This window comes from Candidatus Poribacteria bacterium (assembly GCA_028820845.1).
Classification (GTDB): domain Bacteria; phylum Poribacteria; class WGA-4E; order WGA-4E; family WGA-3G; genus WGA-3G.
On record JAPPII010000089.1, the window covers coordinates 1 to 15,410 of the forward strand.

The following is a 15,410-nucleotide window of genomic DNA, read 5'->3' on the forward strand; positions in this document are numbered from 1 at the left end:
AATTGAGATTGTCATTATAGCACAATCTTCCTTTAGGGAGTGGTCTAAAAAACCGTAGGCAGTACACACAATGCAGAAAAGGATTTTGATAATTGCTATCGCAGTGCTTTTAGTGCTGGGATTTTTACCAACATCGTTGGTTACTGTATCCCCGCCGAAAGCTGAGGCGGGTCCCATACACATTGAAAATTGCCGATTAGAAGTAAGAAGCGACTATATAGGCATAGTCTGTGATTAGTACTGGCACGACCATTAGTGAAACTATAGTAAATTAAAGAAAGAGTAAATCTTTCAAATATGGTTGGGTGAGGTTTTACCATACCGAAATAGGATCGATTCTAAGCACTACTTTTTTACTCGTTTGTTGTTAAGAATTCCTGATTTCAATTTCAGCGAGTTGGAGTTTCTTAGTAGTTCAAAATTGTAAGAAGCGGAAAAATTGAAAACGAGCCTTCCCGGGTTGGTAGCCCCTCACCTTGTTGAATAATTATGGGGATAACAATGCGATTTATTATTATGATCACTCTCATTTGTTTTTCGGCGATCACTATTGGATGTGCTAGGAATCAGGAAAGTAAAACAGCTCCCGAACGCCCTTCTGTGACAGATGAACAAAATGCCAAACCCGCTGAAGACCCGACGGATCTAAGTCAAGAATCCATATCTAAAAAGGATCCACAGGCTCCTATATCTGCTAATACCGAAATAAGTAATGCGCAAAAGTATTATCTCGAATTCTTTTCACTCCTCAAAACAGACAAAGAAGCGGCAATTGCTGCTCTCTCCGAGTACGTTAAACTTCGTTTCGGCGCACACCCGCTTATGGACAAATGGATCAAACTTGCTAATCGTCTCGTTCTTGATGGAAAAGGAACTTTTTTAGATATGAAACATTATACAGAATGGCATCTTCAGATGTTAATAGATGTGGAACCTGAAAAACGGACTGCGGCACATACTGAATTGCTGGAAATGCATCAGAACGCTATACAGCAGATCGAGATGATGGGCAAGATGCTTGAACAACAAGGTGAGAATCTGGAAACTTATGAAATGCCGGCTACGTTTATTGGACAATAATTGAGGTATTTCGTCTGTTTTTACCGAAGGAGAATAGTTGAAGATGGAATCTTATATTAGAGTCTTAGGTATCGGGGCGATTCTGACGCTCCTAATTTGTATCGGATTTTTTTTCTACGTCCGTTGGGATCACCAACGTTTTGTAGCAGAACTTTCACAGCCACCAAAGTTTGATGCCTCGGCACCCATGGAACAAAGAATATTAACCACGAAAAAATATGCAGAATATCCCGTTCCTACAGCAACAATTGAACCTGAAGTTTTAGAAGAACTTCCCGTAACTCCTGAAATACGCAATATTAAAACAGAAGAACAAGTATTTCAGGAAACGGATCTATCTGAGTTTGACTTGGAATTGGATCCGCTTTCCCTTTCCGCAACAGCACTTCCAGAAGCATTACCAGAATCACCTATTGAGGGAATCAACTGGGTAAAGGTAAAAACCGCTAGCCAAGATTACAACGACTTTCTTGAAATTGAACCGGATTATGCTTATGAGCGGCTGACTGATCGCTTTAAAGAGATGTTCGGAGACTATCCTGAAATTAAAACACTGGTTGAAACTATAAGACGTGCAAATGAAGGCACCTTAACCCTGGATGACGCCATTGCCATGACAGAAGCCTCTATAAGTCTTCTATCTACGAATGAAACTGAAACCATCAGGCAGCTATCAGAAAGACTTGAAGTTTTCCATGATCTGAAAGAATTCCAAGCAGAAGGTGGAAATGTAAACATCGAATTTAATATTTCCGTAGGTGGAGAATAAAAAATGAAAATTGCTTTTTATGGTTTTTGTATTGTCACTCTTGTTTGCGGAGTTGCTCTTTATCCAATTGCCGATCATCCTCCTTCGCGTTTCGTAGCAGCTGATTCTCCATCAAACCACAGCGACTCTACACAAGACAAAAGGAACATTTCGACTCCGAGCCCAGACTCTGCAACGCGAGGTAATACGGGTAATCTTACTCGATCAACGACTCCTCCCGAAAAAAAATGTACTTGTTGCAGTAAAACTTCATTGCATATCAAGGAAATTGTGAAGCAAAAACGACAGGAACTTGAACTTTGGGCGCGTGACACGATTGTTAACTATGGTTACGAAGATGGGATGAAACGAATAACAGCGAAATCTCCTGCCCTAGCGCAACGCATCCAGCGACTTCTTGAACAAGAACAAGAACAAGAAGCAAGTCAAACTTCACAACGCTCAATAAGATAATACTAATATCCTCCATATTTTGTGGTAGTAGTCTTTAAGTATTTATCACCGCAAAATGACTTTTCCGAAGTGAAACCAACTTGAATCTATCGAAGACTTTCAGACAATCCTCGCCTGCCCTTTTATTAACTATTGTTCTACTTCTTTCGTTCGGACTAAAACTCAGCAACATAGGACACTTGAGTCTCGGGAGTGTTGATGAATGTTGCCATGCTCTCGTCGCTAAAAATCTTCTCAAACATCCCTTTAAGCCAACTCTCATTGATGTCCCCTACCTCCCTTATAAAGAAGAAACGTGGAGTGAAAACCACGTATGGCTCCATAAACCTATTCTCCCGCTTTGGCAAATATGTCTCTCGTATTGGATATTAGGCGTTAGCACCTTTGCCCTTCGGCTTCCCAGTGCAGTTCTCAGCACTTTCGCTGCCGGGATCACTTATTTGATTGGCACACAACTCTTAACGCGTCGCGCTGCCTTATTTGCTACTGCAATTCAGGCATTCTCATGGTTTATCATGCAATTGACGCATGGATATCAGTTCAGCGATGCGATTGATATTTCGTTGTTGTTCTACTGTGAGATTGGTGTTTATGGAGTTGTTCGCGCTATTAAGACCGGCAAATGGTGCTTTATCGTGCTGGCAGGAATCGGTCAAGGACTTGCCTTTCTTTCAAAAACCTATCCAGCATTCATTATCACCGGTGTCGCTTTCGCAATGTGGTCAGCACCCAAGCTGAGTTTAGCAAAAAAAGAGGATTGCCGTCTTTGTGGGCAGCATATTTTAGGTATGCTGATAATAACAATCTTTGTCGCTGGCCCATGGATGCTATATACTGCCCTGCAGTATCCTGTTGAGTTTAAAATTGAACACAATTACATTTTCAGACATCTAACAGAAGACATTGAGGGATGGCGTGCGCCTTGGTACAAGGTGTTTTTGTACAGTGCCCAGATATTTAACCTACTCACCGCACCAATTGCCGTGGCAGTGTGTTGCTCCATACCTCATCTTTTCCAAAGGAAAAATATCGGTCTCTTTTTGCTTTACGCTTGGGGTTTAGGAGTTCTACTCCCTTTTTCAATCGCCACCACGAAAACCCCAAGTGCTACACTCATCAGTATGCCCGCATTTCTACTGATACTCGGTAACTTTGTAGAGCGAACCATATACCCCGGCCCCAAAAATTCACATTACAAACGCAGGATTCTCCTCGTTTGGACAGCTCTGCTTGTGATCTTATGCTTTGGAGAAGGTATTCAGGCTTGGCGGGTCACCCAAACTCACAATGAACACACACTCTCTGAGATTGCCGAGTTTACGCGGGAACACCTGCCGAAAAATGCTGTTCTTCTTACCGAAACTAATGTCGGAAAAGGAGAAACCCACTACGATTATCTTCGTCTGATGTTCTTCACAGAATATACAGCGCGTCCATACTATTTAAAAAGTGCATGGAAATCCCTCAGCCAACAAGTTGAAAAGCACGGAGGCATTCCGTATATCGTCACCTTCAGAGAACTCAACTTGCCTATCCTCTTCAAGAGCCACGCAGATAAACGAACAATTTATTTGTCGGAACTAAGCGAGTGAGGACACTAATAAAGGCTGTTGCCAACTTGTGTCTCTGGGAATATGGTTGATAGATAGTCCCTGTTTTTTCACACTAATTTGTGCTCATCAAGCAATGAAGCCACGAGTGCTTCCATCTTTGGAACCGTCCCAACAGCCGGTAGAGACGACATCGCCGCCCACGTCTCGTAGCCGCCCTCCTGTGTCAACGCTTCGTCCGTGCAGATATAGCCGATATACCCATTCGCCAAACTCACGAGAAACAACGGATTCGCATCTGAGTTCGCTTTGATATTCATCCCTGTCTCTACGAATACCTCTCCGGGCAATGCGACAATCGCCGCTTCCCCCAAACGGATCACTTGAACCGGTGCCGTCATCTGCTCTGGTAGTTTCGCTAAACGTTGACATTCAAGGGCATAGACATCGACCAACGCCGTCGGTATCGGTTGTCCGACGACCCAACTAAAGGGACCTGTTTCGTAAGCACCGTAAGTACCTTGTGGGACAGACAGCACTTGCTCGGCAACTTTGAGGTCCTCGGCAGTAATCTGTTTGGGTTGAAACGTTAGTGTGGCAAGTTCACCGTTGAGGTCGAGCCTGTCGTGCATCTGCATGAACTGCATCTCGGTGATAAAATGCCCAGCGAGAACATTCGCCATTTTCACTGCCTGCCGGTGTCCACTCGCTGTCCATTTCACCTGTCCACTAAAATCGGTATTATTAATCTGACCGGATGCGGCATTCCAGAGGAGCGAGACACATGTATCTCCCAAATAGCGGCGCATGAGTCGGTCAAAGTGTCCGAAATAGTCAGCGGAGAGTGCGCTGCTGTTATCTGTGCCAATGTAGTGCAGCGAAAAATTGGCAACGGCAGAGATAGGGGTACCATCATTTGCCTCAACGAATATCATTGCTACTTCTGGATCAATTGTGCCAGTCGGTTCCACGAGATCAGGATGTTCAACGCCGGGATTAAAACGGACGGTCCCATCTTTCATGTGCCACCGTCGATTGAAGGTGATACGTTCTTCGTCGACACTTGCAAATCCTACCCGTGCGGGTTGGAGTCGCCACACCGCAAGCTCAACTGCATCAGCGATCTTCAATGGGACCCAATCGGTGTAACCGGTATCCTCGCCAACTCCAAGTAGATTTGCCACTGCTACGGCGGTATGGGTATGCGTAGCATTGACCATAACGTATGCTGGAGGGATACCGCATCTCTCGGCAATGCGTGCTTTGGCAATATCTGCTATCTTCTCTGGTATGGCGATGAGGTCGCATGTAACGATTGCGATACGGGTTTCGCCGTTATCAATAACAAGCGCTTTGGCAAAGAGTTCGTCATCAACGTTTTCAGCGTACCGGGGACGAAATCCACCTGGAATCTCTGTACCAAGCGGCGGGGTGATATTTGCGCTTGCGCTTGCTGCTTTAAGTGTGTTGCCCATGAGTCTGCCTCCTTGGCAATGTGCGATGTTGTGTTTTTCATTTTACTCCGCCGATGTAAATCTATCAAGAGAATTCTGCTGATAGCTGTCGGCTATCAGAGAGAGTCGCGAGCATGAAGAAATCCGCAGAAACACCCAAGCAAAAACCCTACCGAAGGGAGAGACAATTTTGATTTGACATTCCCAATTTTTTATGCTATTATTTTAATGTAATCTCATTCTTTATACGTGTCGGAAGAGACACCTTCCGACCATTACTTAGGACGTAATAGACAAGTCCCTATTAGAAAATTAAAACGATTAAAACGTATGATCGAAGTTAGAGAACTCACAAAATCTTACGGCACGACGGTTGCTGTTGACAACGTTACATTTGACGCGCACGCTGGCGAAGTGCTTGGGTTCCTCGGACCCAACGGCGCAGGTAAGACGACCACGATGCGCATCCTTACCTGCTATCTCTCCGCAGACGCAGGTACCGCAACTGTTGCTGGATACGACGTCTTTGAGGAATCCGTTGAAGTCAGAAAACATATCGGTTATCTTCCAGAAAGCGCGCCCCTCTACACCGATATGGGAGTTATTGAATATCTCAACTTCATGACACAGGTGCGAAATATTCCAAAAAGCCAGCGGAAGGAACGGATCCGAACGGTTATTGATACCTGTGGGCTTGATGATGTTATTCAAAAAGACATTGGCGAACTCTCAAAGGGTTACCGCCAACGGGTAGGCTTAGCACAAAGCCTCATTCACGATCCACCCATCCTCATCTTAGATGAGCCCACCTCTGGACTTGATCCGAATCAAATCAGCGAGATTCGCAATTTAATCAAAAACATCGGACAAGAGAAACTGGTGCTGTTCAGTACACACATATTACCCGAAGTTTCCGCCACCTGTAGCCGAATCCTCATCATCAACAATGGAAAGATTGTCGCAAACGGCACACCGGAGGAACTCTCCAGTCAGGCGAAAGGTGAAGAGATTGTGCATATCACTATCCGAGGCACACCAGAAACAATTGAGACACAACTGAACGAATTGGAATTTGTCTCACAGTGGAACAAGGTTGGAACGGACAACGGTACAGTTACCTACCAGATCAACGCCGCTCAGGGCAGCGGTGCTGCGGAGGCACTGTTTCATGTCGTTGTAGAAAATGGATGGAGTCTGACAGAACTCCGCCAAGAATCCTTGGATTTAGAAGACGTTTTCCGCAATTTGACAGACAAAGAGCAGACATAGCACTCCGAGAATAAGAAAGGAAACTGCTCTATAAACGAAAAATTATGACGAACATCGCAGCTATTCTCAAAAAGGAATTTAAAAGTTATTTCAACTCGCCTATCGCGTATATCTTCATCACATTCTTCCTCGGCATCTCTGGATGGCTCTTCTTCCGCAGTTTCTTTCTTGTTAATCAAGCGGAGATGCGTGGGTTTTTTGGGTTAATGCCGTGGATCTTCTTATTTTTTATCCCAGCTGTCACTATGAAACTCTGGGCTGAAGAAAAGAAACTCGGCACAGTAGAAATTCTTATGACGCTACCGATTCAGGATTACGAAGTCGTCATCGGGAAATTCTTAGCGAGTTTTGGTCTTCTTGTTGTAACCGTGTTGCTTTCACTCGTCCTGCCCTTCTCAGTGATGTCCCTTGGGAATCCGGATGGCGGCACGCTGATTTCAGGTTACATAGGACTCCTCTTGATGGGGGGTGCCTACCTCGCCATCGGGCTTTTCGCCTCAACACTGACCGAGAACCAAATCGTTGCCTTTATCTTGGGAATTACTGCCTGCTTTGGGTTGCTCATCATTGGTGAAGATATTGTCCTTTTCAATGCCCCGAATTGGTTGTTCCCGATTTTCAGTTACCTCGGACTCGGTGCCCACTACAGTAGCATTCTCCGCGGTGTGCTTGATTCCCGGGACATTATCTACTATCTGTCCATGATTGGTTTCTTTCTCTACCTCAGCACATTGTCGGTTGAAAGCCGCAAGTGGCGTTAAGAAAGGAGGTCCCCCTTTTGGTTAACAAACAACTTAAGTACGGTGGCAACACCCTCGCTTTTGTAGCAATCATCTTTGGCATTCTTGTGCTAATCAACTTTCTCTCTACACGCCGCTTTATTCGTGCCGACCTTACCGAGGACAAGCGGTATACGATCTCAAACGCAACTAAAAATCTGATCAGCACGTTAGACGATATTGTAACTATCACCGCCTACTTTTCGACAAATCCCGCTGAGGTAGCCCAAATCCGTCGTGATGTCAGAGACGTGCTCGACGAATATAACGCTTTTTCAAAGAAACTCCAGATCGATTTTGTGAATCCTGCGGATTTCGATGATGGACAGAAACAGGAACTCCGCTTCAAGGGCATCCCCGAAGTCCAAATTAACGTTATAAAAAAAGATAAAGCAGAAATCGCGAATGTCTATATGGGTATCTCTATCGGCTACAGCGGCAAAGAGGAAATCCTACCTGTTGTACGTTCAACGGCTAATTTGGAGTATGAACTCACATCTACTATCCTCAAGGCCACGACGAAAGAAGCAAAAACGGTCGGATTTTTGACAGGGCACGGCGAATTCGATATCAATGACCAAAACCATCAGCAGTTTCGCCAACTCTTGGACAAAAACGGACAAGGGCAATACAATCTCACATCCGTGAGCCTACAAGATGGAAAAGCGGTAGAAGACACTGTCGCAACGCTGGTTATCGCGGGTGTAACACAACCGCTAACAGAACGCGAGAAATACGAAATCGATCAGTTCATTATGCGGGGGGGTAGAACTGTCTTCTTAGTCGATCCTATTCAAATGCAACCCGGGACACTACAAGGTGCACCATTGAGCACGGGACTGAACGACCTGCTGGAACACTACGGAGCCAAACTCGGCAATAACCTTCTGCTTGACCGCAGATTCCACGATTCTGCCAGATTCCAACAAGGATTCATGACCGTTATTCAACCGTATCCGTATTTCGTCAAGATCGTTAAACCGAACTTCTCAGCAGAAAACACGATTACCAATCAGTTGGAAGCCGTGACATTGCCTTGGACGAGTTCCTTAGAGATCATAACGAAGGAAGGCATCACAACAACCGCATTGGCAAAAACGAGTGAATTCGGACAGAGCATCCAAGGCTATTACAACTTGATGCCAAATTCTCCAATTCCCGATGCCGAGCTACAACCCTACACTGTCGCTGCGGCGCTGGAAGGAAAATTCAAAAGTTTCTATGCCGATAAAGAAATTCCGTCAGTAGAAACCGCCGCGGACACACAAGAAAGCGAGACCCCTGCTTCAGTCGCAGACGCTGAGGCCCGGCAGACGAAAACCGAAAGCGAACAGACACAAATTGTTGTTGTCGGCACGGCACAATTCCTCACGCAGCTGCGTCCTGATGGGATTAACTTTTTCCTAAATACTGTGGACTGGCTAACCCTCGGCGACGCACTTATCGGTATCCGTTCTCACGCTATCACCGATCGACCGCTCCGAGAAACTTCGGAAATTGAGAAAAACTTTATCAAATACCTATGCACTATCGGTATCCCACTACTGGTCGTGATCTTTGGACTCGTCCGATATTTCTTAAAACAACGGGCAAAACGGCTGGTAGAAACCTACGGTTCTGTGTAACTCACCCTAATTAGCGCGGTGTTTTTGCTTGGGTGTTTCCGCAGGAAACCTCGCCAGCAATAGGGCACTTTGCTGTGCTATGTCGTTGGAATTAACTGAAAACCACTGTGAAACGTAGTGGAGCAGTGCCCAGATTCCCATAGTTAAAAAAATGAAAACGAAACAACTTCTTATTTTAGGTGCTATTTTTGTCGTTTTGGCAATCGTTGTCCTGATCCTGGAAAACCCGTTCGGACAGAACGAGTACGAAAAGAAGATTGAAACTGCAATCCCGCTGTTTCCAAACTTCAATCAGGAACAGGTTGCCACAATAGAAATCATCGCTGACGGTGAAACCACGACACTCTCAAAACAAAATGACGACTGGGTTGTCGCTTCAATGGACAACTATCCAGCAGATAGCGAGGGCATTTCGGAACTGCTATCGAAAGTAGCAGAATTTAAGAACACGCAGCTTGTCTCAAATAATCCAGAAAAACAGGCAGAATTCGAGGTAGATAACACAGGCGTTGAAGCCAAGTTGATGGATGCAAACGGTACGCTCTCGGCACACCTATTTGTCGGGAAAACAACCCCAGGTTTTCTGAGTAGTTACGTGCGCGCCGCCGGTGCTAACGATGTCTATGTCGCCCAAGGTTACCTCCAATCCGTCTTCAATAAAGGCGATCGGACTTGGAAAGATCGGACTATCTTCGATTTTAACAAAGGTATTGTCACCCAACTCAACATCTCTTCCCCCGAAGAAATCGTCGAACTCCGTCTCGATGCAGACGGAACATGGCAGATGCTCAAACCGTCAGCTTCCGCCGTCAAACAAGACGAGGTTGACTCCCTGCTCACAACCCTTAGCGGATTGGATACTGACGATTTCGCCGAAGCGACAGATGCCCTCGGGGCATACGGTTTAGATACCCCCGAATCTACTATATCCGCCGTACGTAACGATGGGACAACGGCAACACTCTACATCGGAAAAGAAGAAGATGGAAAACTTTATGTCAAGCGTGCTGATACGGATACCGTCTTCAAACTCTTCAAATCGAATGTGGATAGGTTAATAAAAAAGGCTGATACACTCAAGGCGGAGGATCCACCTCCAGAGGTTGAAACCGAGTAGTGGCTCATCAAGGCGTGAAACATCGCAGCAACGCTGCTGATTGAAGGAGATTTATCGTGAAAGAATTAAAACTTTTGTGTTTAGGACTTAGTACACTGCTCGTTATAACGCTTGCTGGATGTGAACCACAAATCGTGACACCCTTGTTACCATCACCAGAAAGCAGAACTATTCATGTTACCGGGAATGGTTCGGTTGTTGGTGAACCGGATATAGCCACACTCAATTTAGGTGTGTCTGCTGAAAAAGCATCAGTTGAGGAGGCACGTGAGGCAGCAGCGAGTGCGATGACAAGCGTTATTGACTCCCTGAAAGCGAACGATGTTGCTGAAAAAGACATTCAAACGGAGAATTTTAGCATCTATCCGCAGTATGACTACACCGATAACGGTCGTGTCCTGCGTGGATACAGAGTGAGCAACACCGTTAGCGCGAAGGTCCGGGAATTGGAGAGTCTCAGCGATATAATCGACGATGTCGCAGGCGCGGGTGGGGATATTGTTGTTGTAAATTCGATTCAATTTATGATTGAAGACAGTACGCCATTACAGACGCAGGCACGTGCTTTAGCGGTGAAAAATGCCGAGGCGAAAGCGCAAACCTTAGCAGAAGCGAGCGGCGTTACGCTTGGGAAACCTATTACGATTACAGAGATGAGTGCTGGTGGCGGTCCGCCGATCGCTTTTGTGGAGAGCGCAGCTCTCGCCGACGAGAGTGCCCGGAGTTCAACGCCAATTCAAGCGGGGGAACTTACGGTTACTGTGAATGTTACTATGGTCTATGAAATCAATTAGAAAAGGTTAAAAGGGATTAAGCTAATAGATTGGTCTGAAACACGAGGAATTTTCCATTAAAATGGTGTTGTAGCGTAAAAACTTCCACTTGCGCGAATAAGTCTGAACATCCCATTCGTTTCCTAAGAGGAAGTTGTCTCTTTTCTGACACAGATCAGCGAAAAAGTGATAAATAGAATAAGTCATTTATTGATTTGACTCAAGAAAAGCCATCTGTTCAGCAGCTGCGTCAGAGGCACCGAATTTTTCGTTCATCTTATGTTCCGCCCAAATCGCCTCCAAATTCGGGGTACAGGCATAATCCTTGAAAAAGCGGGAAACATTGTCCGATTCTCTCCGCTCGGTAAGCCTGTTCTGAATGAGGGCAACGTTGTGAGCGTCAAGTTCAATCCCAATCGATTTTCGATTCAATTGCGCTGCTACAACAAGCGTTGTTCCGGAACCCGCGAACGGATCAAGGACAATATCACCCGGATTTGTTGAGGATACGATAATTCGGAACATTTTCAACGCGACTCAGTGCGCTTAGCGTTCGCGTTAAACCGTAAACTGCTTCAGCGTATCATCATCCAAGTTCTCAAGGACATCTTTTGGATCGTGCCGTTTACCTTTGTTGAGTTCCTGCTCAGAGAAGCCTTGCTCCGTGAGTACTTTCTCAGCAACATAGATAGGTGACTCACAACGCAGCGCGAGTGCGATCGCATCACTCGGTCGGCAATCCACCTTGATTTCGTTGCCGTCCACTTGCAAGGTGGCATGTGCGTAGAAAGTCTGCTCTTCCACCGAATGCACACATACAGCACCTACCTTGGCACCGAGGGTCTCAATCATAATCTTGAGTAAATCATGCGTCATCGGACGGGGTAGCTCCATCTTCTCCAAATGCATTTGAATCGCTGCCGCCTCGGATTCGCCAATCCAAATTAGGAGTATCCGATTCAAACCCTCGTCTAACTCTTTCAAAACAACTATCGGTGCTCCGGTCCCTCGGTCAATTGAGAGGAAATTAACTTTGACCTTAATCTGCGTCTCTTTCTCTTTGTCCATCTGTCTGTCCTTTCATAAATAGTCATCAATTGTCAGTTAAGAGACTATTTTGTAACAATCTATTCAAACGTGAAACACTCCGAGGAGTGATGAATCGTTACACGGAAACCTCTTAACCGATAACCAAAAACTAATTAATCCGCATCCGTTGATTCGGATTCTGTAGAATCTGTTTGGGTCTCCACTGCCAACCCGGAAGCGTAATCCCGAACAGTCTGTGCAATTTTTTCGGTATCTACACCACTGAAGCCGACAATCTCTTTAAACAACGGTACTGCCGCGCCAGCGTTTACAATTGAGCTGAGAATTCGGTTCATTCCATTGCTGCCATTACCATTGCCCCCGTTTCCGAGATCAAGCACGCGAATGCTTTCAATACGTTCCGCCGGTTTCATTAACTCGCTGGTAACCTCTGGTAAGGATTCAACGAGCGCCAAAATAGCATCGCTGACGAGGACTTTCGGGTCTGCCTGATTTTTCGCCGCAATAGATGCCTCTTCGCCATCCGCTTTCGCCTTCGCCTCCACCAGTAACGCCTCAGCGAGAATTCTCTGCGCCTGCGCTTTGACTTCAGCAGCGTCAAGTTCCGCCTTAGCGGCTTCTACAACGGCGTAGGCTTCTGCATCCGCAGCACGCTCTTTAGCAATGCGTTCCTCATCGGCTTCCTGCTCTGCCCGGATGAGTGCAATTTTGCTCTGTCGCTCAGCTTCCTCAACCGCCTCAGCAGTTAAGACGCTCGCCTCAGCCCTCGCCTTTTGTGCAGAGACCTCTAAAAGTTCAATCAATGCCGCCTCACGCTGTTTCTCCTTGACCGAGACCTGAATCGCGTTTTCGGCTTGCGCCTCTTTTTCTTCCCGATCCTTCTCAACCAGAACAATTCTGCTGGCGATACCCGCCTCCTCAACAGCCCGCTCTTGTTCAATCTTAGCTCTTTCAACAGAGAGACTGCGTTGGATTTGCGCCTCCTCAATCGTCTGTTCCTGTTGCACACGAGCGATTTCGACTGACTGCTTTTGCGCGATCTCCGTTTCTTGGACCTGGCGTTCCTGTTGAATCCGCGCAGTATCAAGCCGCTGCTTTTGCAGGATCTCCGTAGACTTCACCACCTCTTCTTGCTTGATTCGTGCCTCTTCAATCTCGCGTTCCTGCTCGGCTTTGTTTGTAGCGATCGATTTGCGTTGCTCTTCCTGAGCGAATTCAAGACGTTTCGCAACCTCTAAGGCTTGCGTCTCTGTCTCTTCCTCACGTTGCTTAATTGCTAATTCGGCTTTGAGTCGGTCCTCTTCACGCTGCACCTGGTTCTCGTGCTCAATCCGAGCAGTTTGGGTCTGCCGATCTTCAACTTCTTGCTTGATTGTTTGAATTGCAACAACATCAAATCGGTTGTTCTCATCAAGTGCCTCAAGCGGGGTCTGGTCAAGGTTGGTGACAGCGACGCTTTCTAATTTAAAACCGTTCTGTTCAAGATCATCTCGGCACGCCTCCTGAACTTGATCGGAAAACTCCTGACGTTTTTCGTGTAATTCTTGGAGGTCCATCGTCGCGGCAACACTCCGAAGGACACCAACGAGTTTACCTTCAAGGAGTCTATTGACTTCGGAAGGCGTTAAGGTTTTATCACCGAGACTCGCCACCGCCTTGAGTACATCCTGCTCGTGCGGTTCAATTTTGACATAGAATTGTGCTTCCAAATCAACACGTAAACTATCCTTCGTGATAAGTGCAGCCTGTCCAGTCCGTTCAACAGGCAATTGGAGCGTATTTAAGGAAATAAGCTGGCTGGTGTTCGTCAGTGGATTGATAAGGGTTCCGCCAAAAACGACGCGCTTTTTGCGTCCGCCAGAGACAACCAGTGCCGAATCGGCAGGTGCTTTTTTGTAAAAGGAGCGGTAAACCAATAGAAAAATAACCATCAAAGCAACCGCGCTGCCGACAATTGTGATGAATAGGTTGGCGTTCAACATTCTTCAATTCTCCTTATATGGAAACAAAAATGCGCAATTAGCGCGACGCTATTTTACTTTTTCGGACATCAAAGATCCGCTTCGCGCGATCATAGTCTATGAGCACAACAATATCTCCTTTGACAGGAGGGTCTTCACCTGATTTGGCACGGCAACTGACGGTTAATTCCGGTCCATCAGGAACTTGCACTCTTGCGGTTCCGAAAGTTGTTGTAATCTGTCCACTAATGACGCGACCACGCAAACCGAGCAATTGGACATCTCTAATAGCCTTTTCACTCTCTGGAAACAGTTTTGAAAGGGCAATGGAAATATACCGAGTTCCCAAGAAACTACAGAAAAACGCGACGACATAGGATATCCAAACCCACTGCAAATTTTGCGGGATATTAAGCACAGCGTTCGCAATGAGCCCAGCCATTCCCCATGTCGTCAGTAGCGACATAAGAACAACCATCAAGGGCACTCTGCCGACGTTCAGAAACCCAAAGACATCGCCAAAAGAAGGGCTCTGCATCCCCGGATCTGCTTCTATGTCTGCGTCCATATCTACATCCGCATCTATATCTACATCCGCATCTATATCTACATCCGCATCTATATCTATATCTGCGTCCGCGTCCACGTCTGCATCACCGAAGTCCATTGCCCCAGTGACAAGCCGAAAGATTGCCAACAGAAATACGATAGTCAACGGTGCTGTAAACCAGACATTATACGAAACGATAAAATAATCCAAGAATTCTCTCACAGCGTCCCGCGCTCCTTTGTACGTGAGTCCTACTTAAGAACCGGCTGTGCCAACTGCCTAACGATGCAGGTGTAAGCGGACTGTGCTGAACGGAAACTGATATTATCAATCCAATGGACATTACGCACAACGCTAATTTCAAGCTTCGCTTGGCTGAGAAGTCGATGTTTGAAGTGTCTAACTAACTGGACATCGCGAATCTCCGTGAACAGAACATTACACCGGACATTCGCATAAGAGACAGCAAGGCTGCCGATATGTCGCTCATCTAAAACCAACACCCGACGCGTCGTAATAAAAACGAAATCCGGACGCAGTAGACTTGAACGACCCAGAACGCATAAGCAGATACGTTCATCCTTGCATAGATGCGCTTTTACTATCTTTTGAATACGAGGTGGCATGTTCTCGAACTCAGCCATATTACTTTGCAATCAATGTATTACGGACAAGAACAGGATAGCCGTGTGAAAATGGAGGTGGCGGGAATCGAACCCGCGTCCGAAGGCGTTTCAATAGAGGCTACTACATGCTTATCACAGGTTTTTAGGTTCGCCTACCAGACTCCCCCGTGCAGGATTCAGAATAGACTATCTCAAAAGATGGTTCGCGGCTCGCCCTTTGAGAACAAGCGAACGGCTAGCCCGTATTGCGACGCTTTAACCTTCCTGACGGGCAACAGGTCAGTCAAGCGTAGCCGCGTTATTAAGCAGCTAATGCTAATTCTTCATCAGCATTTATAAGTGTTCCGCCTATTT

General features: G+C 46.2%; 15 protein-coding genes and 1 other RNA gene. 9 read left to right on the top strand and 7 right to left on the bottom strand.

Annotated elements, in window-relative coordinates; translation table 11 throughout:
* Positions 1–501: 501 nt before the first annotated feature.
* The 4 genes from OXN25_16770 (at position 502) to OXN25_16785 (ending at position 3,894) form a co-directional block, all read left to right on the top strand.
* Positions 502–1,080, top strand: coding sequence for a hypothetical protein (locus OXN25_16770; GenBank protein ID MDE0426506.1), 579 nt, complete (start codon positions 502–504; stop codon positions 1,078–1,080).
* 43 nt (positions 1,081–1,123) lie between these two features.
* Complete coding sequence (locus OXN25_16775; protein ID MDE0426507.1) at positions 1,124–1,849, top strand: hypothetical protein; 726 nt, start codon at positions 1,124–1,126, stop codon at positions 1,847–1,849.
* 3 nt (positions 1,850–1,852) lie between these two features.
* On the top strand, positions 1,853–2,302 hold the full coding sequence (locus OXN25_16780) for a hypothetical protein (GenBank protein ID MDE0426508.1): 450 nt from the start codon (positions 1,853–1,855) through the stop codon (positions 2,300–2,302).
* 179 nt (positions 2,303–2,481) lie between these two features.
* Positions 2,482–3,894 carry a glycosyltransferase family 39 protein gene (locus tag OXN25_16785; protein ID MDE0426509.1) on the top strand — a complete coding sequence of 471 codons (1,413 nt, stop codon included), beginning with the start codon at positions 2,482–2,484 and terminating at the stop codon, positions 3,892–3,894.
* Positions 3,895–3,962: 68 nt separating this feature from the next.
* Here the strand turns inward: OXN25_16785 and OXN25_16790 are convergent, their stop codons facing one another.
* Positions 3,963–5,327 carry a hypothetical protein gene (locus tag OXN25_16790; protein ID MDE0426510.1) on the bottom strand — a complete coding sequence of 455 codons (1,365 nt, stop codon included), beginning with the start codon at positions 5,325–5,327 and terminating at the stop codon, positions 3,963–3,965.
* Positions 5,328–5,636: 309 nt separating this feature from the next.
* On the opposite strand from OXN25_16790, the gene OXN25_16795 reads away from it, so the two are divergent.
* From OXN25_16795 to OXN25_16815, 5 genes are all read left to right on the top strand, one after another.
* Positions 5,637–6,575 (top strand): ATP-binding cassette domain-containing protein, encoded by a 939-nt coding sequence (locus tag OXN25_16795; GenBank protein MDE0426511.1) that lies wholly within the window; start codon positions 5,637–5,639, stop codon positions 6,573–6,575.
* Positions 6,576–6,619: 44 nt separating this feature from the next.
* Positions 6,620–7,336 (top strand): ABC transporter permease, encoded by a 717-nt coding sequence (locus OXN25_16800; GenBank protein MDE0426512.1) that lies wholly within the window; start codon positions 6,620–6,622, stop codon positions 7,334–7,336.
* A 17-nt stretch (positions 7,337–7,353) separates the two neighbouring features.
* On the top strand, positions 7,354–8,979 hold the full coding sequence (locus OXN25_16805; GenBank protein MDE0426513.1) for a Gldg family protein: 1,626 nt from the start codon (positions 7,354–7,356) through the stop codon (positions 8,977–8,979).
* Between the two features lie 151 nt (positions 8,980–9,130).
* Positions 9,131–10,096 carry a DUF4340 domain-containing protein gene (locus OXN25_16810; GenBank protein ID MDE0426514.1) on the top strand — a complete coding sequence of 322 codons (966 nt, stop codon included), beginning with the start codon at positions 9,131–9,133 and terminating at the stop codon, positions 10,094–10,096.
* 56 nt (positions 10,097–10,152) lie between these two features.
* Complete coding sequence (locus OXN25_16815) at positions 10,153–10,890, top strand: SIMPL domain-containing protein (GenBank protein MDE0426515.1); 738 nt, start codon at positions 10,153–10,155, stop codon at positions 10,888–10,890.
* Positions 10,891–11,076: 186 nt separating this feature from the next.
* Here the strand turns inward: OXN25_16815 and OXN25_16820 are convergent, their stop codons facing one another.
* The 6 genes from OXN25_16820 to ssrA all read right to left on the bottom strand — a co-directional run.
* The gene (locus OXN25_16820) at positions 11,077–11,394 is read right to left on the bottom strand and encodes a site-specific DNA-methyltransferase (protein ID MDE0426516.1); all 318 of its coding nucleotides are present in this window, start codon (positions 11,392–11,394) and stop codon (positions 11,077–11,079) included.
* 33 nt (positions 11,395–11,427) lie between these two features.
* Positions 11,428–11,937: a bifunctional nuclease family protein gene (locus tag OXN25_16825; GenBank protein ID MDE0426517.1), complete on the bottom strand. Its 510-nt coding sequence runs from the start codon at positions 11,935–11,937 to the stop codon at positions 11,428–11,430.
* Positions 11,938–12,071: 134 nt separating this feature from the next.
* Positions 12,072–13,901: an SPFH domain-containing protein gene (locus OXN25_16830; protein ID MDE0426518.1), complete on the bottom strand. Its 1,830-nt coding sequence runs from the start codon at positions 13,899–13,901 to the stop codon at positions 12,072–12,074.
* A gap of 37 nt (positions 13,902–13,938) precedes the next feature.
* Positions 13,939–14,652 carry a DUF1449 family protein gene (locus OXN25_16835; protein MDE0426519.1) on the bottom strand — a complete coding sequence of 238 codons (714 nt, stop codon included), beginning with the start codon at positions 14,650–14,652 and terminating at the stop codon, positions 13,939–13,941.
* A 29-nt stretch (positions 14,653–14,681) separates the two neighbouring features.
* The gene (locus OXN25_16840; protein ID MDE0426520.1) at positions 14,682–15,074 is read right to left on the bottom strand and encodes a hypothetical protein; all 393 of its coding nucleotides are present in this window, start codon (positions 15,072–15,074) and stop codon (positions 14,682–14,684) included.
* 49 nt (positions 15,075–15,123) lie between these two features.
* Positions 15,124–15,410: a transfer-messenger RNA gene (ssrA, locus tag OXN25_16845) on the bottom strand; the annotation flags it as partial.